The 22,893-nt window shown below is 64.9% G+C and carries 18 protein-coding genes and 1 pseudogene; 7 read left to right on the forward strand and 12 right to left on the reverse strand.

The features are described 5' to 3' along the window. Positions 1–5: 5 nt before the first annotated feature. On the reverse strand, positions 6–1,538 hold the full coding sequence (gene pdxR / locus ACOJB8_RS02440; RefSeq protein WP_141710535.1) for a MocR-like pyridoxine biosynthesis transcription factor PdxR: 1,533 nt from the start codon (positions 1,536–1,538) through the stop codon (positions 6–8). 155 nt (positions 1,539–1,693) lie between these two features. Here pdxR and ACOJB8_RS02445 point away from each other — a divergent pair, with 155 nt between their 5' ends. From ACOJB8_RS02445 to ACOJB8_RS02460, 4 genes are all read left to right on the forward strand, one after another. Next, on the forward strand, positions 1,694–2,785 hold the full coding sequence (locus ACOJB8_RS02445; protein ID WP_475010925.1) for an ABC transporter ATP-binding protein: 1,092 nt from the start codon (positions 1,694–1,696) through the stop codon (positions 2,783–2,785). A gap of 145 nt (positions 2,786–2,930) precedes the next feature. Further along, the gene (locus tag ACOJB8_RS02450) at positions 2,931–3,956 is read left to right on the forward strand and encodes an ABC transporter substrate-binding protein (protein ID WP_342918844.1); all 1,026 of its coding nucleotides are present in this window, start codon (positions 2,931–2,933) and stop codon (positions 3,954–3,956) included. 76 nt (positions 3,957–4,032) lie between these two features. Beyond that, positions 4,033–5,310 carry an ABC transporter permease gene (locus ACOJB8_RS02455; protein WP_368616723.1) on the forward strand — a complete coding sequence of 426 codons (1,278 nt, stop codon included), beginning with the start codon at positions 4,033–4,035 and terminating at the stop codon, positions 5,308–5,310. A gap of 13 nt (positions 5,311–5,323) precedes the next feature. After that, the gene (locus ACOJB8_RS02460; protein ID WP_069261408.1) at positions 5,324–6,163 is read left to right on the forward strand and encodes an ABC transporter permease; all 840 of its coding nucleotides are present in this window, start codon (positions 5,324–5,326) and stop codon (positions 6,161–6,163) included. A 63-nt stretch (positions 6,164–6,226) separates the two neighbouring features. Here ACOJB8_RS02460 and ACOJB8_RS02465 read toward each other — a convergent pair whose 3' ends face one another. The 6 genes from ACOJB8_RS02465 to ACOJB8_RS02490 all read right to left on the reverse strand — a co-directional run bounded on the left by ACOJB8_RS02465 (position 6,227) and on the right by ACOJB8_RS02490 (position 13,124). Then, a complete protein-coding gene (locus ACOJB8_RS02465; RefSeq protein ID WP_475010928.1) occupies positions 6,227–7,702 on the reverse strand; it encodes an amidase in 1,476 nt (491 codons plus the stop codon). 120 nt (positions 7,703–7,822) lie between these two features. Then, the gene (locus tag ACOJB8_RS02470) at positions 7,823–9,334 is read right to left on the reverse strand and encodes an efflux transporter outer membrane subunit (RefSeq protein ID WP_368605158.1); all 1,512 of its coding nucleotides are present in this window, start codon (positions 9,332–9,334) and stop codon (positions 7,823–7,825) included. Positions 9,335–9,350: 16 nt separating this feature from the next. Further along, positions 9,351–10,493 (reverse strand): ABC transporter permease, encoded by a 1,143-nt coding sequence (locus tag ACOJB8_RS02475; protein WP_368616480.1) that lies wholly within the window; start codon positions 10,491–10,493, stop codon positions 9,351–9,353. Continuing rightward, positions 10,490–11,443, reverse strand: coding sequence for an ABC transporter ATP-binding protein (locus tag ACOJB8_RS02480; RefSeq protein WP_069261404.1), 954 nt, complete (start codon positions 11,441–11,443; stop codon positions 10,490–10,492). The genes ACOJB8_RS02475 and ACOJB8_RS02480 overlap by 4 nt, the downstream gene beginning before the upstream one ends. Further along, positions 11,440–12,390 (reverse strand): HlyD family secretion protein, encoded by a 951-nt coding sequence (locus ACOJB8_RS02485; protein WP_475010931.1) that lies wholly within the window; start codon positions 12,388–12,390, stop codon positions 11,440–11,442. Before ACOJB8_RS02485 ends, ACOJB8_RS02480 begins: the two co-directional genes overlap by 4 nt. Continuing rightward, complete coding sequence (locus ACOJB8_RS02490; RefSeq protein WP_368605159.1) at positions 12,387–13,124, reverse strand: TetR/AcrR family transcriptional regulator; 738 nt, start codon at positions 13,122–13,124, stop codon at positions 12,387–12,389. The genes ACOJB8_RS02485 and ACOJB8_RS02490 overlap by 4 nt, the downstream gene beginning before the upstream one ends. Positions 13,125–13,300: 176 nt before the next feature. On the opposite strand from ACOJB8_RS02490, the gene ACOJB8_RS02495 reads away from it, so the two are divergent. Beyond that, the gene (locus tag ACOJB8_RS02495) at positions 13,301–13,903 is read left to right on the forward strand and encodes a response regulator transcription factor (RefSeq protein ID WP_069261842.1); all 603 of its coding nucleotides are present in this window, start codon (positions 13,301–13,303) and stop codon (positions 13,901–13,903) included. Between the two features lie 100 nt (positions 13,904–14,003). Here ACOJB8_RS02495 and acnA read toward each other — a convergent pair whose 3' ends face one another. The 5 genes from acnA to ACOJB8_RS02520 form a co-directional block, all read right to left on the reverse strand. Then, on the reverse strand, positions 14,004–16,721 hold the full coding sequence (gene acnA / locus ACOJB8_RS02500) for an aconitate hydratase AcnA (protein WP_069261401.1): 2,718 nt from the start codon (positions 16,719–16,721) through the stop codon (positions 14,004–14,006). Between the two features lie 76 nt (positions 16,722–16,797). After that, on the reverse strand, positions 16,798–18,261 hold the full coding sequence (locus ACOJB8_RS02505; RefSeq protein WP_475010933.1) for a bifunctional 2-methylcitrate dehydratase/aconitate hydratase: 1,464 nt from the start codon (positions 18,259–18,261) through the stop codon (positions 16,798–16,800). Between the two features lie 19 nt (positions 18,262–18,280). After that, the gene (locus tag ACOJB8_RS02510; RefSeq protein ID WP_069261399.1) at positions 18,281–18,805 is read right to left on the reverse strand and encodes a hypothetical protein; all 525 of its coding nucleotides are present in this window, start codon (positions 18,803–18,805) and stop codon (positions 18,281–18,283) included. A 286-nt stretch (positions 18,806–19,091) separates the two neighbouring features. Beyond that, complete coding sequence (locus ACOJB8_RS02515; RefSeq protein ID WP_368728113.1) at positions 19,092–20,105, reverse strand: HpcH/HpaI aldolase/citrate lyase family protein; 1,014 nt, start codon at positions 20,103–20,105, stop codon at positions 19,092–19,094. 164 nt (positions 20,106–20,269) lie between these two features. Further along, positions 20,270–21,256 (reverse strand): malate dehydrogenase, encoded by a 987-nt coding sequence (locus ACOJB8_RS02520; protein WP_069261397.1) that lies wholly within the window; start codon positions 21,254–21,256, stop codon positions 20,270–20,272. Between the two features lie 593 nt (positions 21,257–21,849). On the opposite strand from ACOJB8_RS02520, the gene ACOJB8_RS02525 reads away from it, so the two are divergent. Then, positions 21,850–22,647 carry a GntR family transcriptional regulator gene (locus ACOJB8_RS02525; protein ID WP_342946963.1) on the forward strand — a complete coding sequence of 266 codons (798 nt, stop codon included), beginning with the start codon at positions 21,850–21,852 and terminating at the stop codon, positions 22,645–22,647. Between the two features lie 149 nt (positions 22,648–22,796). Beyond that, positions 22,797–22,893 (forward strand): annotated as a pseudogene (locus ACOJB8_RS02530) (succinate dehydrogenase, cytochrome b556 subunit); the annotation flags it as partial.

Consider the following 22,893-nt stretch of genomic DNA (forward strand, 5'->3'; position numbering starts at 1 on the left):
TCGGTCTAACCGGCGCGCCGCAGCTTTTTCGGGCTCGCGAACGCGTGTTCCTCGATGACCTGCGCGAGCGTCGCAAAGGCCGGCGCGATCTCCTCGTGCGGCACGCACGCATAACCCGTTAGCAATCCTTTGCGGTCCTGGCGCACGCTATAGTAGGCCGCAAGCGGCCGCACGATCACGCCTGCGTCGTAGGCGGCCGCAGCGACGGCGCGGTCGTCGGCATGGTCGGGCAGGCCGAGCACGAAGTGCAGGCCCGCTTCGTCGCCCATAACGGGCAGCGCATCGCCGAAGTGGCGCGTGACCGCGTCGATCAGCAACTGGCGCCGCTCGCCATAGAGCGTGCGCATGCGGCGCACGTGCGAAGTGAGATAGCCATCCATGATGAACTCGGCGAGCACGGCCTGCTGCATGAGCTGGCCTTCGCGATACAGCTCCGCCACGCCCGTGCGGAATGTGGCGGCGAGCCGCTCGGGCACGACCATGTAGCCGATGCGCAGGCCGGGAAACAGCAGCTTGCCAAGGCTGCCCACGTAGATCACGCGGTCCGATTCGTCGAGACCCTGCAGCGAGGCGAGCGGCCGGCTGCCGTAGCGGAACTCGCTGTCGTAGTCGTCCTCGATGATCCACACCTTGTGCTGGCGCGCGTATTCGAGCAGCGTGCGGCGGCGCGCGAGGCTCATGACCATGCCGAGCGGATATTGATGCGAAGGCGTGACGAGCGCGATGCGCGGCGGGTCGCGCAGGTCCTGCTCACGCGGATTGAGCCCTTCGTCGTCGACGGGAATCGGTGCGAGCTTCAGTCCCGAGGACTGCAGCACACTGCGCGCGCCCCAGTAGCACGGTTCTTCGACCCACGCCGTGTCGCCGTGGTCGGCGAGCAGCCTCACAGCGAGATCGATGGATTGGTGAATACCCGTAGTGATGATGATCTGGTCCGGCGTGCAGCGCACCGAGCGTGCCACGCGCAGGTAGTCCGAAAGCGCGCGCCGCAGCGGACGGTAGCCGCCGCCGGGAGCGTAGGTAAGCAAACCATGATTCGCCGATTTCCACAGGCGGGCCTGCAGGCGGCTCCACGTGCGCGCCGGAAACTCGGCCACGTCGGGCACGCCCGGCATGAAGGCGCCCCACTGCCTGGCGGACACGCCCGCCTCGTCGATGAGCCGTTGGCCGCGCATCGACATGTCGCCGCGCGGGGAGGCGCCGTTCTCCTCGTCGTCCTCGTCGGCGGGGGCGGCCGCTGGCGTCGGCGTGCTCACGGCGGCCGAGTCGGGGCGCGTGTCGGCGACATAGGTGCCGCTGCCCGTGGTCGAGATCACGTAGCCCTCGGCGCTCAGCTGGTCGTAGACGTGCAGCACGGTGTTGCGCGCCACGCCGAGGTCGACCGCGAGCGTGCGCGAGCTGGGCAGCTTGGTGCCGGGCGCGAGCCGACCCGTCAAGATGGCCTGCTGCATGAGCTGGAGCAGCTGACGGTAGGCGGGCTCGGCGCTTTCCTTGTCGAGTTGCGCAGCGAGCCATTCGGACAGGATGACCATGGCCAAGTGGTTCCATCGATAATAATGAAATGGCTCCATTGAATAGAGCCGGGACCATCTATAGTAATTCGCACGTCAGGTTCGGTTAATGCCTGTGACGTATTTATTTAATCGCGTCAGAAGGCCGGCCGGGAAAAGAGCAAGCAAAGGAGACAGGGCGAATGAAGACCTCGGATGTGATCGTCAGCTTTCGCGGCGTGCGCAAGACCTACGACGGCGAAACACTGGTCGTCAAACAACTTGACCTTGATATCTACCAGGGAGAGTTTCTGACGCTGCTCGGGCCGTCCGGCTCCGGCAAGACCACCTGCCTGATGATGCTCGCCGGCTTCGAGTTTCCCACCGGCGGCGAGATCCGTCTCGAAGGCAAACTGCTCAACAACGTGCCGCCGCACAAGCGCGACATCGGCATGGTGTTCCAGAACTACGCGCTCTTCCCGCATCTCACGGTCGAGCAGAACGTGGCCTATCCGCTGGGCGTGCGCAAGGTGCCGACCGCCGAGCGGGCGCAGCGCGTGAACGACGCGCTCAAGATGGTGCGCATGGAAGGTTTCGCCAGGCGCTATCCCGCGCAGCTCTCGGGCGGCCAGCAGCAGCGCATCGCGCTTGCCCGCGCGCTCGTTTTCCAGCCCAAGCTCGTGCTGATGGACGAACCGCTCGGCGCGCTCGACAAGCAGTTGCGTGAACATATGCAGTACGAACTGAAGTCGCTGCACGAGAAGCTTGGCGTCACGTTCGTCTACGTCACGCACGATCAGGGCGAGGCGCTCACGATGTCGGACCGCGTGGCGGTGTTCGACAAGGGCATCGTGCAGCAGCTTGACAGCGTGGACCGGCTCTACGAGTCGCCGTGCAACGAGTTCGTGGCTAACTTCATCGGCGACAGCAACCGGCTGCGCGGCACCATTGCCGCCGTGGATGGCGAGTACTGCGAAATGCATCTCGCCGACGGCACGCGCCTGAAGGGCCGCAATGTGGCGGGTGCGCAGGCGGGCGCCTCAGCCATCGCCTGCATTCGCCCCGAGCGCATGAAGCTCGCGAACGGCTCGAGGGGTAACGATGCGAACGCGCTGGCGGGCGAAGCGCGCGGCCTGATCTATTTCGGCGACCACGTGCGCATGCGCTGTGGCTTGCCCCAGCAGGACGAGTGCTTCGTGAAGGTGCCGCTCGGCACCGAGGCGCTCGACGGTTTCGCGCCCGGTCAGCCGGTCGCACTCGAATTCGCGCCGGAGCATCTGCGCGTGTTCGCTTGAGGCGTGCGGGCGCGGCGCGCAATCTCGCGCGCCGTCGCCTCGCGAAGCAGGCGTCTCGACGATCGGGCCACGTTTCTCGCATCGAAGGGCCCGGCAAGACAAACCACCAAGGAGAAGGGACTCAACCATGAAGCAGATCGGCAACATGCGCGTTGCAGCGGTCGCGGCCGCGCTCGCACTCTCGTTCGGCGTGGCGAATGCCGCGGAGCTCACCGTCGTGAACTTTGGCGGTGCCAATGGCAATGCGCAGAAGGCGGCGTTCAACGAGCCGTTCCAGTCGCAGACGGGCAACAAGATCACCGCCGTCGAATACAACGGCGAGCAGGCCAAGGTGAAGGCCATGGTCGACGCGAAGCACGTGGACTGGGACGTGGTGGAAGTCGAAACCGGCGACATCGCGCGCGGTTGCGATGAAGGTCTCTACGAGAAGCTCGACTGGGCCAAGCTCGGCAACAAGGGCGACTTCATGAAGGCCGCGCAGCAGCCCTGCGGCGCAGGCTTCTTCGTGTGGTCCACGGCACTCGCCTATAACGCCGACAAGCTCAAGACCGCGCCCACGAACTGGGCCGACTTCTGGGACGTGAAGAAATTCCCGGGCAAGCGCGGCATGCGCAAGGGCGCACGGTACAACATGGAATTCGCCCTGATGGCCGACGGCGTGGCGCCGCAGGACGTCTACAAGGTGCTCTCGACGAAGGCCGGTCAGGACCGGGCGTTCAAGAAGCTCGATGAGCTGAAGCCGAACATCCAGTGGTGGGAAGCCGGCGCGCAGCCGCCGCAGTTCCTGGTCGCGGGCGACGTGGTGATGTCCACGGCGTACAACGGCCGTATCGACGCCGCGCAGCGCGAAGGCAAGAACCTCAAGGTAGTGTGGACCGGCAGCATCTACGACCTCGACTACTGGGCGATCCCGAAGGGCGCGCCGAACAAGGCGCTGGCCGAGCAGTACATCGCTTACACGCTTTCGCCGAAACCGCAGCAGGAGTATGCGCAGCACATCGCGTATGGCCCGGTGAACGCGAACGCGATCAAGGCGCTCGATGCGAAGACGCTTGCCAACCTGCCGAATTCGCCGGCCAACGGCAAGAACGCCATCCAGGAGAACCTCACGTTCTGGACCGACCACGGCGACGAACTGGAGCAGCGTTTCTCCTCGTGGGCCGCGAAGTAAGGGTGGGCTAGACGCTCCGGCGTGCGAGCGCCGGAGCGTTTTGTAGCATGGCAGGGGGAGACCAGGTGTGACTACGATGACGACCGTGACCAACGTTGCCGGCGCGGCACGCGAGGAGACCGCGCGGCTGAAGCGCGAACTGCGCGTGGCGCAAGCGAAGAAGCGCACGATGGCGCTCATGCTGATCGCGCCGCTCGCGATCTTTCTGCTGCTGATTTTCGTGGTGCCGATCGCGGCACTGCTCACGCGTGCGGTGCAGAACCCCGAAGTGGCGACAGCGCTGCCGCATACCATCGCGGCGCTGCGCGGCTGGGACCGCAAGAGCGCGCCACCCGACGCGGCTTACGCTGCGCTTGCGCAGGACCTCACCGTCGTAAAGGAAGGTGATGCGATGGGCGCGCTGGCGCGCCGCCTGAACGTGGAAATCGCGGGCTTCCGCTCGCTCGTCGCGAAGACGGCGCGCGCCATGCCGCTCGCCGACGACGACGGCAAACCGCTTACGCTCACTCCCGCGCAAACGCGCGCCAAAATTGTCGAGCTCGACGACCGCTGGGGCGACGTGACCTACTGGCAAGCCATTGCGAAGAACAGCTCGCGCATCTCGCCGTTCTATCTGCTCGCCTCGCTCGATCATCGTCAGGATGCGTTCGGCCGCATCGTGGCCGCCGATCCCGAGCAGCAGATCTATCTCGACGTGTTCGCGCGCACCTTCGTCATCAGCGTGTTCGTCACGGTGTTCGCGCTGCTGCTCGGTTACCCGCTCGCTTACTGGATCTCGACGCTCTCCGAGCGCCGCGCGAATCTCGTGATGATCCTCGTGCTGATTCCGTTCTGGACGTCGATTCTCGTGCGCGTGGCGGCGTGGATCGTGATCTTGCAGGGCGAGGGCCTCGTCAACAAGGCGCTGATGGGCTCGGGCCTCATCTCGCATCCGCTCGCGCTGCTGTTCAACCGCGTGGGCGTCTACATTTCGATGACGCACATCCTGCTGCCGTTCATGGTGCTGCCGCTCTACAGCGTGATGAAGTCGATTCCGCCCACTTACCAGCGCGCGGCCGTGTCGCTCGGCAGCCATCCGTTCGCGGCCTTCTGGCGCGTGTATGTGCCGCAGACGTACCCCGGCGTGGGCGCGGGCGTGCTGCTCGTGTTCATTCTCTCGATCGGCTACTACATCACGCCGGCGCTGCTCGGCGGCCCGGGCGACCAGATGGTCAGCTACTACGTGGCGTACTTCACCAACGTGTCGATCAACTGGGGCATGGCCTGCGCGCTCGGCGCGCTGCTGCTCGCGGCGACCACGGTGCTCTATTTCGTCTACGGGCGCTTCACGCGCACGCAACTGAGCCTTGGCTAAGGGAGGCGCGATCATGAAATTTGCCAAGCCGCTTTTTGCGCCGCATACGTCGGCCGTCGAACGCGTGTGGTACTTCGCGCTGCGCGCGCTCGTCGTGCTCACGCTGCTGTATCTGATCCTGCCCGTGCTCGCGATCGTGCCGCTGTCGTTTTCGTCGAGCACGTTCCTCGTCTATCCGATTCCGGGCTGGTCGCTGCGCTGGTATGAAAACCTCGTGATGTCCGACGAATGGCGCATGGCCGCGAAAAACAGCTTCATCGTGGGCCCCGCCGCCACAGTCGTGGCGACCGTGCTCGGCACACTCGCGGCCATCGGCATCACCAAGGCCGATTTCCGCGGCAAGACACTGCTCATGGCCGTGCTCATTTCGCCGATGATCGTGCCCGTGGTGGTGGTGGGCGTGGGCATGTATCTGTTCTTCGCGCCGCTCGGCCTCGCCAATACGTATCTCGGCCTGATCCTCGCGCACGCGTCGCTGGGCGTGCCGTTCGTCGTGACGACGGTGGCGGCAACGCTGCAGGGGTTCAATCACAATCTCGTGCGTGCGAGCCTTTCGCTCGGGGCCAATCCGGTCACGACGTTCTTCCGCATCACGCTGCCCGTCATCGCGCCGGGCGTAATTTCGGGCGCGCTGTTCGCGTTCGCCACGTCGTTCGACGAAGTCGTCGTGACGCTCTTCCTCGCGGGCGCCGACCAGACCACCTTGCCGCGTCAGATGTTCACGGGCATCCGCGAGAACATCAGCCCGACGATCGCTGCGCTTGCCACGATCCTGATCGTGTTCTCCACGTGTCTGCTGCTCGCGCTCGAATGGCTGCGCGGCAGGAATGCAGCGCGCGCGGTGAAGGCGTGATGGCTTGAGATGTCGATGAAAAAAAGGCAGCGCCGTGGCGCTGCCTTTTTTTGCCTCTGCGCACTACGCCTGCAGCAGCGGCGGCACACGCCGCTTGACCCACTGCGTGGCCTGATCGTACGCGTGGGCGAGTTGCAGCACCGAGAGGTCCGCCTGCGGCTTGCCGATCACCTGCAGCCCCATCGGCAGGCCTTGCGCATTGAAGCCCGCAGGCACGCTGATGACAGGCAGCCCCGCGAGACTGCCGCCGATTACGACTTCCATCCAGCGGTGATAGGTATCCATCGTGCGGCCCGCGATCGACTTCGGCCAATGCTCGCTCGCGTCGAACGGGAAGAGTTGGGCGCTGGGCAGCACGAGGTAGTCGTAACGCTCGAAAAGCGCGAGCAGCGCGTTGTACCACTGGCTGCGCGTGACCGAGGCGTTCCACACGTCTTCGCCCGAGAGCTTCAGGCCGCCTTCCACTTCCCATTGCGCTTCCGGCTTGAGCAGCGCGCGCTTTTCCGGGTCGCGATAGAGCGCGCCCAGCGTGCCCGCGCACGAGAAATGGCGCAGCGTGACCCACGTTTGCCACACGCGCTCCATGGCGAAGTCGGGGCGCGCGGCTTCGACCTTGCAGCCTAACGATTCGAAGTCCTTGAGCGCCGTTTCGCAGAGTGCGAGCACGCCGTCTTCCATGGGTAGATAGCCGTCGTAATCGCCGAGCCAACCGATGCGCGCGCAACCAAAGTCGCGCTCGAGCGAGCCCGCGAACTGCGCGGGATCTTCGGCAATGGAAAGCGGCGCACGCGCGTCGTAGCCCGCCTGGGTAGAAAGCAGCATCGCGAGGTCGGGCACAGTGCGGGCCATCGGTCCCGCGTAGCCGAGCTGGTGGAAGAACAGCTCGTGCGCCGGCACGGAGGGCACGCGGCCCTGCGACGGACGAAAGCCGAACACGTTATTCCAGCCCGCGGGATTGCGCAGCGACCCCATCATGTCGCTGCCGTCCGCCACGGGCAGCATGCGCAGCGCCAACGCCACGGCCGTGCCGCCGCTGCTGCCGCCCGCGCTGCGCGTGGGATCGTAAGCGTTGCGCGTGGCACCGAAGACCGTGTTGTAGGTGTTCGAGCCCAGGCCGAACTCCGGCGTATTCGTCTTGCCGATGAAAATTGCGCCCTGTGCGCGCATGCGCGCGGCCATCAGGGAATCCGCTGCGGGCACTTCGTTGCGGAACAACGGCGAGCCTTGCGTGTACGGGATGCCGGCCGTAGGCGTGAGATCCTTCGGCGCTTGCGGCATGCCGTGCATCCAGCCAAGGTACTCGCCTCGCGCGAGCTGGGCGTCGCGTTCGCCTGCTTCAGAGAGCAATGTGGCGCGCTCGCGTAGCGAGACGATGGCGTTCGCCGGCGTATTCACGCGCTCGATATGGTCGAGAAACGCCGTCATCACTTCGCGGCAGGACACCTTGCGCAGGCGTATCCATTCCGAAAGCTCAAGCGCGTCGGCCGCGACGAGATCGTTGGGGGACAGACTTGCGGGGGACAGCGATGCCTGGTTCATACGTGTCTCTCGTTTGCGGATGGAGCAGGGGGAGGGTCATTGTCGCGCAGGCGCGGTGCAAGCGAAAGGAAACGAATGGTTGCCGCCGCGAGTTGATGGTTGCCGCGTGGGGCGGCCAGGTTACCGGACGGTCGCGGCAGGCGCCGATGTGTCGTTGCCTTGCCCTGGCGGCGCGGTGCCGGGGAGCGGGGCGCCACCGAGGGCTTGATAGAGCGCCGCGGTGTCGGTCAGGCGATCCGCATGAACGCGCGAGCGGTCGAGCGTGGTCTGGAGTGCCTGGCGTTGCGCATCGATCAGCGAAAACTCGCTCACGCCGCCTGCGTTGTAGCGCGTTTGTGCGATCGCCGCGTTGGCCTGGGCCTCGCGAGCGGCGTCGTCGCGCGCCTGCAGTTCGGTCGCATCGTTCTGGAGCGCCTGCAGCGAGTCGGCGACCTGCTGCAGCGCCTGCAGAACGGTCTGCCGATAGTCGGCGAAAGCGGCTTCATAGGCGGCTTCTGACGCGCGTTTCTTCGCGCGCAATTCGCCGCCATGGAACAGCGGCTGCGTGAGGCCGAGCCCGACGTTCCAGATGTTCAGTCCGCTGATGACGTCCTCGATACGCGTGCGCTCCGACCCGATACTTGCCGAGAGCGAGATCTGCGGAAAAAGATTCGCCGTCGCTACGCCCACGTTCGCGCCGGCCTGGTGCAGCAGCGCCTCGGCGGCGCGTATGTCGGGACGCTCGCGGGCCAGCGTGGAAGGCACAGTGAGCGAAACCGTATCGGGAAGATGCAGCGTATCGAGAGAAAGGGCATCGAGCGGCGCGGCGAACCGCGCGGGCGCGACGCCCAGCAGGGTGGCGAGCTGATGCTCGGCAGCCGCGCGCTGCGTTTCGAGCGGCGGCAGCGAGGCGCGCGTTTGCGCGAGCAGGGTGCGCTGGCTGCGCAGGTCGATCTGCGCGACGCCGCCGGCCGCGTAGCGTGCCTGCATGATCGCGAGCTGGCGCGCCTGCGTCTGCGCGAGTTGCGTGGTGAGATCGATCTGGCGTTGCAGCGATGCGCGGCGGATGGCGGTGGACACCACGTTGGCGGCCACCGAAAGTCGCGCCGCCTCCATTTCGTACGCCTGATAATCGACCTGCGCGAACGTGGATTCCAGCGCGCGACGGTTGGCGCCGAACAAGTCGAATACGTACGAGACGCTGACCGAAGCGTTGTAGAGCGTAAAGGGCGGCGGATTCGGCACTTGCGTAATGCCGAAAGCGGCGAGATCGACTTTCTGGCGCGTGCCGGAAAGTTTCAGATCGACAGAGGGAAAGTTCGTCGCGCCTGCCTGCGCGTTGTAGTTTTCGCGCGCCTCCACGAGCCTGGCGCGCGCCGAGTCGAGCGTGGGACTCGCGCGCAAGGCCTGATCGACGAGTTCATTCAACTGCGCGCTGCCATATTGTTTCCACCAATCGTTTGAGGCGTGTTCCGCGGCCGTGAAGGTCTGCGCGCCGCCGCCGGGGCCGGTGGCGCTGGCGGTGGATGCCGGCACGGGCTCGCGCGTCCAGCCCGTGGCATCGGGCGCGGCAGGCGGGTGGAAATCGGGGCCCACGGTGCAGCCCGCGAGCATGAGCACAAGCAGGAGGGCAACGGTGGCGTCGCGCGTCATGGTCGTGTGCCTCGCGCTAGTCGAGCGTGCGCCGGTAAAAGCGCACGGCGATCGCCATGACCGCGACCGTAAAGACGGCGAGCGGCCAGACCGCCGGCCACAAGTCGGTCCAGCCGTTGCCCTTGAGCAGGATGCCGCGCACGAGCCGGTTGAAATACGTGAGCGGCAGCAGATTGCCGAGCCATTGCGCCCAGCGCGGCATGCCGCCGAACGGGAACATGAAGCCGGAGAGCAGCAGGCTCGGCAGGAAATAGAACATCGTCAGCTGCATGGCCTGCAACTGGTTTTGCGCGAGCGACGACAGCGTGATGCCCACCGTGAGATTCGCGGCAATGAACAGCAGCGCCGAAAGATAGAGCGTGACGAGACCGCCCGCGAACGGCACGTGAAAGACGTAGCGCGCGGCGAGCACAATGATGGTCGCCTGGATCAGCCCGATCGCCACGTACGGAATGATCTTGCCCGTCATCACCTCGATGGGCAGCACAGGCGTCGCGAGCAGGTTCTCCATCGTGCCGCGCTCGCGCTCTCGCGTGATGGCGAGACCCGTCATCATCACCATTGTCATCGTGAGGATCACGCCCATGAGCCCGGGCACGACGTTGTATTGCGTGATGCCCTCGGGGTTGTAGAGCCGGTGCACCTGCACGTCGAACGCGGCGGGGGTGCCGTTCAGATGCGCGAGCGGGCCGGTGAGGTCCTTCGCGGCCACCGGCGCGACAAGCCCGGGCAGCGCCGCGAGCGCGGTGGTGATGGCGGTGGGATCGCTCGCGTCGGCTTCGACGAGCAGCGAAGGGCGCTCGCCGCGCAGCAGGCGCCGCGAGAAATCGACAGGAATGCTGAGCACGAACTGCACCGTGCCGCGCGCGAGCGCATGACGCGCCGAGGCATCGTCAGGCAGCGTTTCGATCACGTCGAAATAGGCGGAGTTACGCATGCCCGCGACGAAGCTGCGCGCGAACACGCTGTCTTCGCGCACGACGATGGCCGTGGGCAGGTGCTTGGGGTCGGTGTTGATTGCATAGCCGAACAGCGTGAGCTGAATGATCGGCAGGCCCACGATCATCGCGAACGTGATGCGGTCGCGCTTGAGCTGCAGGAACTCCTTGAGCACGATGCTCCACCAGCGCGCCACGGAAAACGGGAACGAGGCGCTCACGACGTGACCCCGTAATTGTCCTGAGCATGGCTCATCAGGTAGATGAAGACATCTTCGAGACCAGTGTCGATGCGTTCCGCGCGCAGCGGCTGGCCTTCTACGGCACGCTCGACCGCCTTGGCGAGCGCTGCGTGATCGCGTCCGCTCGCATGCAGCGCGGAGCCGAACACCACCGTCTGGTCGATGCCCGGCGCGTCGCGCAACTGCGCGGCGAGTGCGCTGAGCCGCTCGCCGTGAATCGCCCACGTTTCGAGGTTCTGTTCAGCGATCACCTCGGCCGCGGTGCCCTGCGTGAGCAGCTTGCCGTAGGCGATATAAGCGAGCTTGTGGCAGCGCTCGGCTTCGTCCATGTAATGCGTGCTCACGAGTACCGAAATGCCCCGCGCGGCGAGCCGGTGCAACTCCTCCCAGAAGTCGCGGCGTGCGGTGGGATCGACGCCCGCTGTCGGTTCGTCGAGCAGCAGCAATTCGGGCTCGTGCAGCATGCAGGCCGCGAGCGCGAGCCGCTGCTTCCAGCCGCCCGAAAGCGCACCCGTGAGCTGGCTCGCGCGGCTGGCGAGCCCGAGCGATTCGAGCGCGCGGTCGACGGCTTCGCGCCGGTTCGGCATCTCGTAGATGCGCGCGACGAAGTCGAGGTTCTCGCGGATCGTCAGGTCTTCCCAGTACGAGAAACGCTGCGTCATGTAGCCGACGTGACGCTTGATCTGCGCGCTCTCGCGCAGGATGTCGTAGCCAAGGCAGGTGCCCGAACCCGAGTCGGGCGTGAGCAGCCCGCACATGAGCCGGATCGACGTGGTTTTGCCGCTGCCGTTCGGGCCGAGAAAGCCGAAGATCTCGCCGCGCGCCACACGCAGCGACACGTCGTTGACGACATGCTTGCTGCCGAAACGCTTGTTGAGATTGCGCACGTCGATGGCGTAGTCGCCGGCGGATCGATCAGGTGTGCTCATTGAAGCGTCACCTCGACCGGCTGGCCCGGATGCAGCTTCACGGCGTCTTCTGCGGAAGGCCGCGCCTCGATCATGAAAACGAGCTTCGCGCGGTTCTCGTTGCTGTAGATGACGGGCGGCGTATATTCGGCGGCGTTCGAAATCCACGTGATGGTGGCGGGCACCAGGGCGGCGCAGCCGTCGCAGCGCACGTTCACCTTGCGACCGGGCGCGAGCGATCCGACGATCGTTTCCGGCACGAAGAAGCGCACCTTCACGTTCTGAGGCGGCAACATCTGCACGACGGGGTTGCCCGCCTGCACCCACTCGCCTACACGAAATAGCGTGTCGTAGACGAGGCCGCCGCTCGGCACACTCACGCGCTTCTGGTCGAGCCGCCACTGCGCCTGTGCGAGCGAGGCGCGCGCGGCCTCGACGTCGGCGGCCTGGGCGGCGATTTGCGCGCTACGTCCCGGCAGATTCGCCACGCGCACCTGGTTTTGCAACTCGCGCACCTGGGCGGCCGTGGAGGCAGCCTGCGCGCGCGAATCGTCGAGCTGTGCCTGCGCAATACCGCCCGCGCGAAGCTGTGTTTCGTCGCGAGTGAGCTGGAGCGCGGCCTTGCGCGCGTTCGCCTCGGCCTGCGCGAGCTGTGCCTCGGTCACGCGCACTTCGGGCGGACGCTTGCCCGTCCGGAGGTCGGCGAGCTGCTGCTGTGCGGCCGTCAGCCGATGCTGCGCCTCGTCGCGCGCAGCCGCTTCCTCGACGGAGTCGAGCGCGAAGGCGGGCGCATTGGCGGCGACAGTCTGCCCGCGTTGCACTTCGAGGTGTGTGAGCGTGCCCGGCTGCGAAGAAGCGAGATAGACGTACTCGCCTTCGGCATAGCCCTGCCAGCCAGCCGGTCCATGCCTGGAACACGCGGCGAGCACGAGCAACGCGGTGCATATGACGGCAATGAGGCGCTTCATGACGCGTCCCCCTTGCGGCTCCCCGTCGAGCCCGTCGTGCGGCGCGCGCGCGTGGTCTGCGGCGCGGGCCGCAAGGCCGCGCTCAACAGCGCGCTCACATGCCGATGCAGTGCCTCGCGCTCGATCTTCGGAAAGCCGCGCACACTTTGCCAGAGCTTCGAAGTGGCGAGCGGCAGCATGACGAGCGCGAGAATCGAGATGAACAGCAGCGGAGCTTCGAGTTCGGCGTTGACGCTGCCATCGCGCTGCGCCTCGTTGACGCGCGCGGCAAAACGTTGCAACTGCTCGGTGGGCAGACGCTTGAGCATGCGCTCGCGCAGCAGGCCGCCTTCGTTGACGATTTCGCGCAGCCAGAGCGGCGGCAGCCAGGGCATGCGCGCGGTGACGTCGAAGAGCCGCGCGACTAGTTCTTCCACGAGCGCGTGAGGGTCTTGCGCGAGGTCACTGTCAGCGCTATCCACACTCTCCCACACGAAGGCAATGGAGCGCGCGATGCGCTCCTCGACCACGGCGTCGAGCAGCTTTTCGCGATTCGTGAAGTAGTAGTGAACCATCGCGGACGTCACGCCGGCGGCCTCGGCGATCTGCGCCATGGTGGTGGCCGCGATGCCTTGCTCGCCGAACAGTTGCGTGGCGCTGGCGAGCAGCCGCTCGCGCATGTCGAGGTCGGCGGCGGCGGGGCGCCGGCCTCGCGGGCGGGCCGCAGCAGCAGCGGTGCGGGTGCGCGTGATCATCGTTCTACTTTAATTCACGCGTTAGTTAAATTCAAACTATGAGAGCAATGGGTTAACCCTGCGACAGTTTCTTGCGGGTTCTTTCAGAACTTTCCTATACACAATTGCCGCCAGGTCGTTCAGGCTGTGAGATTCACGCTGAAGGGTCAAACAAATACGCCACCATGGAACAAAAAATGAAACGCGTCGTCGTCATCGACGACCATCCGATCGTGCTGAAGATGCTCGCCAACGTGCTCAATACGGAGTACGAACTGGTCGGCGAGTGCAGCGACGGCGAAGCGGGCCTGCGCCTCGTCCAGCAACTGCATCCCGATCTGGTCATTCTCGACCTCGAGTTGCCGAAGCTCGACGGCCTTTCCGTGATCCGCGGCGTTCGCACGACGCAGCCCGGCGCACGCATTCTCGTGCTCTCTGCGAAGCCCGAGCTGGTCATGGCCAATCACACGCGCGTCGCGGGCGCGAACGGCTATGTCAACAAGAATCGCGGTGTGGAGGAACTGTGCGGTGTGGTCAAGGCGGTCTTGCTCGGCTACGACTGCTTCCCGGCGGGTAGCTGCGGCGGCGGACGCGACGTCGCGCTCAACGGGCTGTCGCCTCGCGAAGTCGAAGTCCTGCAGTATCTAGCGCGCGGTTTGAGCAACAAGGGTATCGCGGCACGGCTTGGGCTTTCCGATAAAACCGTCAGCACCTACAAGACCCGCGTACTGGACAAGCTTGGCGTGTCGTCGCTTGCGGCGCTGATCGAGTTTGCGACGTTGAACAAGCTGATCGAATAGCTCGACCCGGAGCCCAGTCGAAAAAAAAGCCCGACTTGCGTCGGGCTCCAAGTGTGACCGCACCCGTTGCCGGGCGCGGCACCTGCAAAAAACTGCGTACTTACGCCGCGAGCAGCGAGCGCAGCACGAACGGCAGAATACCGCCGTGCTTGTAGTAGTCGACTTCGATCGGCGTGTCGATGCGCAGCAGCACCTGCACGCGCTGGTCCTTGCCGTCCTTGTGGTGGATCACGAGCGTCAGGTCCTGTTGCGGCTTGAAGTCGTCCGTCAGGCCTTCGATGTCGAACGTTTCTTCGCCGGTCAGGCCGAGCGACTGAACGCTGTCCGAACCCTTGAACTGCAGCGGCAGAACGCCCATGCCAACGAGGTTCGAGCGGTGGATACGCTCGAAGCTGCGTGCGACCACGGCCTTCACGCCCAGCAGCTGCGTGCCTTTGGCTGCCCAGTCACGCGACGAACCGGTACCGTACTCTTCGCCTGCGAACACCATGGTCGGCGTGCCGGCGTCGATGTACTTCATCGCTGCGTCATAGATCGAGAGCTGTTCGCCGCTCGGCTGATGGATCGTCAGGCCGCCTTCCACGCGCGTGCCGTCGGCCTTCGCCGGGATCATCAGGTTCTTGATACGCACGTTCGCGAAGGTGCCGCGCATCATCACGTCGTGGTTGCCGCGGCGCGAGCCGTAGCTGTTGAAGTCGGCCTTCTGCACGCCGTTTTCCTTCAGCCACTTGCCTGCGGGCGAGTCTTCCTTGATCGAGCCAGCCGGGCTGATGTGGTCGGTCGTGACCGAGTCACCGAAGATGCCCAGTGCGCGCGCGCCCTTGATTTCGGGCACGCCCGAGGACGGCGTCATCGAAAAATCGCTGCCGAAGAACGGCGGCTCGGCGATGTAGGTCGACTTCGGCCAGTCGTAGACCTGACCTTCTTCGCCTTCGATCTTGCTCCACAGGTCGCCCTTCTTCGTGAGCTGGCTGTAGTTCTTCTGGAACGCGTCCGGATCGAGCGCGAACTTGAGCAGCGCGTTGACTTCGTCGCTCGTCGGCCAGATGTCGCCGAGGTAGATGTCACGGCCGCCGTTGCCCTTGCCCACCGGTTCCGTCATCAGGTCGCGCGTGATGTTGCCCGCGATCGCGTATGCGACCACCAGCGGCGGCGAGGCCAGGAAGTTCGCGCGGATGTTCGGGTGGATACGCGCTTCGAAGTTGCGGTTGCCCGAGAGCACCGCAGCCGCGACGACGTCGTTCTTGACGATCGATTCGTTCAGTTCGGGCGTCAGGTCGCCGGCGTTGCCGATACAGGTCGTGCAGCCGTATGCCGCGAGTTCGAAGCCGAGCTTCGAGAGGTACGGCAGCAGGCCCGTTTTCGTCAGGTATTCGGTGACGATGCGCGATCCCGGCGCGAGCGACGTCTTGATGTGCGGCGCGACCGTCAGGCCCGCTTCCACGGCCTTCTTCGCGAGCAGACCGGCGGCCAGCAGCACGCTCGGGTTCGACGTGTTCGTACACGACGTGATCGCGGCGATCAGCACGTCGCCGTTGTGCAGCTTGACCTTGTCGCCCGCCGCGTATTCGGCGGAGAGGTCGGCGGCCTTCTTGTTGAAGCCGTTTTCCGCGACCGGCTTCGAGAACAGGTCCGTGAAGGTCGACTTCACGTTGCCGATTTCGATGCGGTCTTGCGGGCGCTTCGGACCGGCCAGCGACGGTGCGACCGTGCCGAGGTCGAGGACGAGCGTCTTCGTGTAGTCGATGTCGCCGGCCTTCGGCACGCCGAAGAGGTCCTGCGCCTTGAAGTAGTTCGCGAACGCCTCGATTTCGGCTTGCGTGCGGCCCGTGCCCTTGAAGTAGTCGATCGTCTTTTCGTCGACGGGGAAGAAGCCCATCGTCGCGCCGTATTCCGGCGCCATGTTGCCGATCGTCGCGCGGTCGGGCACGCCGATCGACGCCGTGCCTTCGCCGAAGAACTCGACGAACTTGCCGACGACCTTCTCCTTGCGCAGCATTTCGGTGATGGTCAGCACGAGGTCGGTTGCCGTGCAGCCTTCACGCAGCTTGCCCTTGAGCTCGACGCCCACCACGTCAGGCGTGAGGAAGTACACCGGCTGGCCGAGCATGCCGGCTTCCGCTTCGATGCCGCCCACGCCCCAGCCCACCACGCCGATGCCGTTGATCATCGTGGTGTGGCTGTCGGTGCCGACGAGCGTGTCCGGGTAGTAGACGGTATCGCCGCCTTCAGCCTTCTTGTGCACGCCGCGCGCGAGGTATTCCAGGTTCACCTGGTGGACGATGCCGATGCCCGGCGGCACGACCTTGAACGTGTCGAACGCCTGCATGCCCCACTTCATGAACTGGTAACGCTCGTTGTTGCGCTGGAATTCCAGTTTCATGTTCAGGTCGAGCGCGTCTTTCTGGCGGAAGTAGTCGATCTGGACCGAGTGATCGACGACGAGATCCACCGGCACGAGCGGCTCGATGACCTTCGGGTCCTTTCCGACCTGCTTGGCCACGCCGCGCATGGCGGCGATGTCGGCGAGCAGCGGCACGCCGGTGAAGTCCTGCAACACGACGCGGGCGACCACGAACGGGATCTCGTCGACGCGCGTGGCGTTCGGCTTCCAGTTCGCGAGTTGCTCGATGTGCTCTTCCGCGATCTTCTTGCCGTCGTAGTTACGCAGCACAGACTCGAGCACCAGACGAATCGAGACCGGCAGACGATTGATCTTCACGCCAAGCTGCTTGCCGAGTTGCGGCAGCGAGTAGAACTTGCCTTTGCCGGAACCGCTGTCGAATTCTTTTAGCGTTTTGTGGAGATTGTGGGCCATAGTGTTTTCCTTCGTTTAATCGCGGAAATAACGCTTACTGCTCGTTTGCTGCTGTCACTGATACCTGCCTGATTGCTCAGATCACATACATGTCGACGTACTCGTTGACGGGCAGGGCGCAAAGCCGCGCCTCGTCGAGCGAGACATCGAGAATCGCCTGCTGCTGCTTCGCGGGGAAGCGGCGCGCGAGGTTGATTCGAAACTTCTCGATCAGCAGCGGAATGCCTTCTTCGCGGCGCCGCTTGTGGCCGATCGGATACTCCACGACGACCTCGTCGAGCGTCGTGCCGTCGATGAGCTCTATGGTGAGCGCATTCGCGATCGAGCGCTTGTCCGGATCGTGATAATCCTTCGTAAATTGCGGGTCTTCCACGCATACCGTCTTCGCGCGCAGCGCGTCGATGCGCGGGTCGCTCGCGACGTCGTCTTCGTAGTCGGAGGCGGTGAGGCGGCCGAAGATCAGCGGCACGGCGACCATGTACTGGATACAGTGGTCGCGATCGGCCGGGTTGGCAAGCGGGCCGCTCTTGTCGATGATGCGGATGGCCGCTTCATGCGTGCGGATGGTGATGCGTTTGATGTCCCCAGCCGTCTTGCCGCGTTGCGCCAGCATGCCGTGCAGCGTCATCGCGGCTTCGGCAGCGGTCTGCGCGTGGAATTCGGCGGGGAACGAAATCTTGAACAGCACGTTTTCCATGACATACGTGCCGTAGGGGCGTTGAAACCTGAACGGCTGTCCCTTGAACGAGACGTCGTAGAAGCCCCACGTTTTTGCCGTGAGCGCCGAGGGATAGCCCATCTCGCCCGTTTTCGCCATGAGCGCTAGGCGCACGGCGCGCGAGGTGGCGTCGCCTGCGGCCCACGACTTGCGCGAGCCCGTATTGGGCGCGTGGCGGTAGGTGCGCAGCGACTGGCCGTCGACCATCGCGAGCGAAACGGCGTTGATCAGCTCGTCGCGCGTGAGCCCGAGCATTTGTCCGACCACGGCGGTGGAGGCGAGCTTCACCAGTAGCACATGGTCGAGACCGACCTGGTTGAACGAGTTTTCCAGCGCAATGCAGCCCTGGATCTCGTGCGCCTTCACCATGCCTTCGAGCACGTGCTTCATGGTGAGTGGTGGCTTGCCGTGGGCGACGGCGGTGCGCGAGAGCCAGTCGGCGGTCGCGAGGATGCCGCCCAGGTTGTCTGACGGATGGCCCCATTCGGCGGCGAGCCAGGTGTCGTTGAAGTCGAGCCAGCGGATCATCGCGCCGATGTTGAACGCGGCCTGAACCGGATCGAGCTGGAATGGCGTGCCCGGCACTTTCGCACCGTGCGGGACGATCGTGCCCGGCACGATCGGTCCCAGCAACTTGGTGCAGGCGGGGTAGGAGAGCGCCTCGAGTCCGCAGCCGAGGGTATCGATCAGGCAATGCCGGGCCGTCGTCAGCGCGAGCGCGCTGTCAACCCCGTCTTTGGCAAACCCGCCCAGCACGTAGTCGACGATATCGACCAGTACCTGGTCCGGCTGCGGCCTGACGTTGGAGATCAGGGCGGACATCGAGGCGATCCTGCGGTCCTTACTGGCCCGCGGCGCCGCTGGCGGCTGCCGGAGCGCGGTTAGCCGGGTTCAGCGCTTGAGCCTGGGTCGGCGCCATTGCGCCTTGCTGCATTGCAACAGTCTTGCACTCGTCGGCCAGACGCGAGCTGTCCTTGTCCGAGAACAGCATGGCCTTCGTCGGGATCACGACGAGGTCGAGGCCGGTAGCGGCGTCGTGGAAGCGGTCGGCGCCCGTGGTCGTGACCTGACGCGGCAGGTTGTAGTTCTTGTTCGCCCAGTGAACGGTGACGATCTGGTCACGCGCCATGTCGCCCTTCAGGTCGAATTGTGCGCCTTCAGCGCAGCTCCAGTGCTCCGAGCCTTCCGGGACCGGATCCATCTTCGCTTCCTTGGCCGGGTTGGCCTTGCGCTTGATGATGCGATGCTTCGGAGCCGGCTTCTTGGCGGTCGTGGTCGACGTGCCTTGTGCGGCGGCGTCGGTGGCAGCCAGCATCAGCGTCGAGGACAGCGTGCCGATGACAGCGGCGATCAGCAGTTTCTTCATGAGTGTCAAACCTTTATCTATCTAAAAGCGGTTGATCAGTGCGCGGTTGAACAGGCAACCGCCGTTTGCACTGCGCGCGCCCCGAAAGCGCGCAGCGGACGCTATTTTCACCTATTTATCGCCATGAACTTCAATTTCTCCGGCCCGGTGTTGTTTGCGCCGTGGTTCGCAAGTAACTGCCTGTAACTGTCCGTGACTGCCGTCGCTGCGCCAGGTGGCGCGCGATGCGCCTGTTTGCCTTGGCGCAGTAGGTTGAAAACGTTTTCTGCGTCTTCCCGGCGCGCCTTCAGGCCGACTCCCGCGTCGGCTCCCCGCTCGCGAACAGCGGCGCCGCTTCGGCCGGCACGGCGCGGCCCGTGGCGCGCGCGCGGCGCAGCACGGACCAGTAATAGCGATAGCTCGCGCGGTCGTGCAGCGTGTCGCCGTGGCGTGTCGGACCCCATTGTGCGTGCTGCGCGGCCAGCAGGATTTCGGCGGCCAGCGCGATTTCTTCGTCGCGCGGCGCGAAAGCGGCCACGATTGCGGGAATCTGCGCCGGGTGAATGCTCCACATGCGCGTGTAGCCGAACTCGTTGCGTGCGCGGCGCGCGTCGTTCGCCACCACGTCCATGTCGCGCACTTCCGTACTGACGTTGTGCGAGGGCACGCGCCCGAACGCATGGCACGCGGCCGCGATTTCGAGCTTCGCGCGGCGCACGAGCGGGTGGTCGAACTGGCCGGGCGAGCGCATCGCCGTGTCGGGAATCGCGCCGTCGTGCGCGGAGACGAAGTCCATCAGCCCGAAGCTCAGCGACTCGACGCCGCGCAGCGCGGCGAGGTCGAACACGCGCGCGAGTGCGCCATGCGTTTCGACGAGCAATTGAACGGGAATGGGCTTGTCGATGCCCATCTCGACGCGCGTGGCCTCGATGAACGCCGTCATTTCGGCGGCGTCGCCCACGGCGCGGATCTTCGGCAGGGTGATGAAGGCCGGCGCGCGCTTCGCGGCGCGCAGGATCATGCGCACGTCGTCGCGCCAGTGGGGGTGATGGAAATCGTGGATGCGCACGCCAATGCGGCCGAAGCGGTCGTGTTCGCCGCCGATGAACGACGCCACGAGTTCGGCGTGTTCGGCTTCGCGGCCGACCTGCGCGCCGTCTTCGCAATCGAGCGTGATGTCGAATACCGGGCCCAACTGCTGCTGCAGCGCGAGCGATTTGAGCATCAGCTTCTCACTGCCCGCGTAGTGGTCGCATGCGGGCAGGATGGCGGGCGGCGCTTCGCCGTCAAACAGCACTTCGGCTGGCAGAATGGCGCGCATCTTCGGCGTCGGGAGTCGAGTTTTGTAGGAGATACCGGATTCGCATGCGCCCTGCCGGCAAGGCGCATGCGGATCGGGTCGAGGCGGGCCGCGGAGGCTGCCCCGCGTGCCCATAAAGCAGAACGGAACGGGCGTCAAACGCGCGTTCCGTTCGTCCAGCTGGCTTACTTGCCGAGCAGGTGAGCGACGCCTTCGCGCTCTTCGAGCAGCTCAGCCAGCGTGCCGTCCATCTTCTCGCGCGAGAACGCGTCGATTTCGAGGCCTTCCACGCGCTTGTATTCGCCGTTTTCGCAGGTCACCGGCACGCCGTAGATGATGTCTTCGGGGATGCCGTACGAGCCGTCCGACGGGATACCCATCGTGACCCACTTGCCGTTCGTGCCGAGGACCCAGTCACGCACGTGGTCGATTGCAGCGTTGGCGGCCGAAGCTGCCGACGAGAGGCCGCGCGCTTCGATGATCGCCGCGCCGCGCTTGCCGACCGTCGGGATGAACGTGTTGCGGTTCCATTCGTCGTCGTTGATCAGCTTGGTCAGCGACTGGCCTTCCGCCGTTGCGACACGGAAGTCGGGGTACATCGTCGGCGAGTGGTTGCCCCACACGGCGAGCTTCTCGATCGAAGCTACCGGCTTGCCCGACTTGGCGGCCAGTTGCGAGAGCGCGCGGTTGTGGTCCAGACGCAGCATGGCGGTGAAGTTCTTCTTCGGCAGGTCCGGAGCCGACTTCATGGCGATGTAGGCGTTCGTGTTGGCCGGGTTGCCGACGACCAGCACCTTCACGTCGCGGCTGGCGACGTCGTTCAGCGCCTTGCCTTGAACCGTGAAGATTTCGGCGTTGGCCGAGAGCAGGTCCTTACGCTCCATGCCCTTCGAGCGCGGACGTGCGCCAACCAGCAGGGCGACGTCGGCGTCCTTGAACGCGACCTTCGGGTCGTCGGTGATGACCACGCCCGCGAGCAGCGGGAATGCGCAGTCGTCCAGTTCCATCACGACGCCCTTGACGGCGGCTTGCGCTTGCGGCAGGTCGAGCAGTTGCAGGATGACGGGCTGATCCTTGCCGAGCAGGTCGCCATTCGCAATGCGGAACAGCAGGGAGTAAGCGATCTGACCTGCGGCGCCGGTGACGGCAACGCGCTTTGCGGGCTTAGCCATTGAAAATCTCCAGGAAGATGCGTTAGACGCCAGGGTAAAACGCCATTCTATATGCGCGATACACGAAGCGTAGGTGAAACAGGCGGTCTTGATCGCCGGCGTGCGCGCTTCACTGGAACGACCATGACTGACAAGCCGTGAAGCGTGCGCCGCCGGCACGGACCGCCGTGCCGGTAACCTGTGCAACATGGCAAGAGGTGAACGGGGCGCCCTTCGAGGGACACCAGACGCTGGCCGCTTCGCGTGTGCCGACTCCTGCAACAGCTCGCTCGGGCTCTACCACAGACGCGCGGCGCGCAACGACTCACGCGTGCCGGCTGGGCGGATCGAAACCTTTACTGCGTGAGGGAACAGCATCGTGCAAGGCGGCTCGCGGCGCATTCGCCACGAGGTGGATGCAGCCGGCGGCGCCTCTTCGTCATGCCTTTTTCATCTCCTGAAATTAGCATGCAGGCCGCCCGCAAACCCTTGCTCGATCGGGAGTGTAGGAGTCGTCAGGGTCAAAGTCAACAGTATCTTATGTCTTATATAAGACATAACTATTGCAGGCAAAATGCTTGATGCGTAGGGGGCTTTATGTTGAAATGCGCGCCATGAGTGCAAACCCGGCCAGTAACGCGAATTCCACCGCTCCCGAGAGCGGGGCTCAAGCGTCTGCGCCCGCGGTTCCGCCGTCCCCGACCTTCAGTCCGCTGTACCAGCAGATCAAGGGGCTCATTACCCAGAGCCTCGAGTCCGGCGAATGGAAGCCCGGCGAAATCATCCCCAGCGAAGTCGAACTGGCCGCCCGTTACAAGGTGAGCCAGGGGACCGTGCGCAAGGCGATCGACGAGCTGGCTGCCGACAATCTGCTGGTGCGCCGCCAGGGCAAGGGCACGTTTGTTGCAACGCACAACGAAGAGCGCGCCCAGTTTCGCTTTCTTAGATTACTCGCCGATGACGGCGCGGAGCACCCGCACGTGAGCAAGCTGCTCGAGTGCCGGCGCCTGCGCGCTTCGGCCGAGATCGCGCGGCAGCTCGACCTCAAGCCCTCGGACCCGGTGGTGCTGATCCGGCGTCTCTTGCAGTTCGACGGCGAGAGCACCGTGCTCGACGAAATCTGGCTGCCCGGCGGGGTGTTCCGCGGGCTCACGAGCGAGCGCCTCGCCGAGTACAAAGGCCCGCTCTACGCCATGTTCGAAGCGGAATTCGGCACGCGCATGATTCGTGCAACCGAGAAGATCCGCGCCGTGGCCGCGGAGCCCTCGGTGGCCGATCTTCTCAAGGTGCCCGCAGGTTTTCCTTTGCTGTCGGTCGAGCGCGTGTCCTATACCTATGGAGACCGGCCGGTCGAGGTGCGCCGCGGATGGTATGTCACAACCGGGTACTACTATCAGAACGATTTGAGTTGACGGGCGACCGCGCAAAAGGCGCGGAGCCTTCCCCAGAGTGCCTTTGCTTGCGCGCACCACCAGCCGTACCCGACGTCGATTTCGCTGCAGCGCGATATGAAAAGGCGCTAAAATTGCGAATTAGTGTTAACACATAGTAGGGGTCTAGCATGGCAGAAGCCGCAAAAAAACCGAGGCCGGAATACCGGAACATCGGGCTTGGGCAGATATTGTTCGCATACCGCCTGCCTCTGGCCGGTCGTGTGT

The sequence above is a fragment of the Paraburkholderia sp. BR10141 genome (assembly GCF_056155635.1).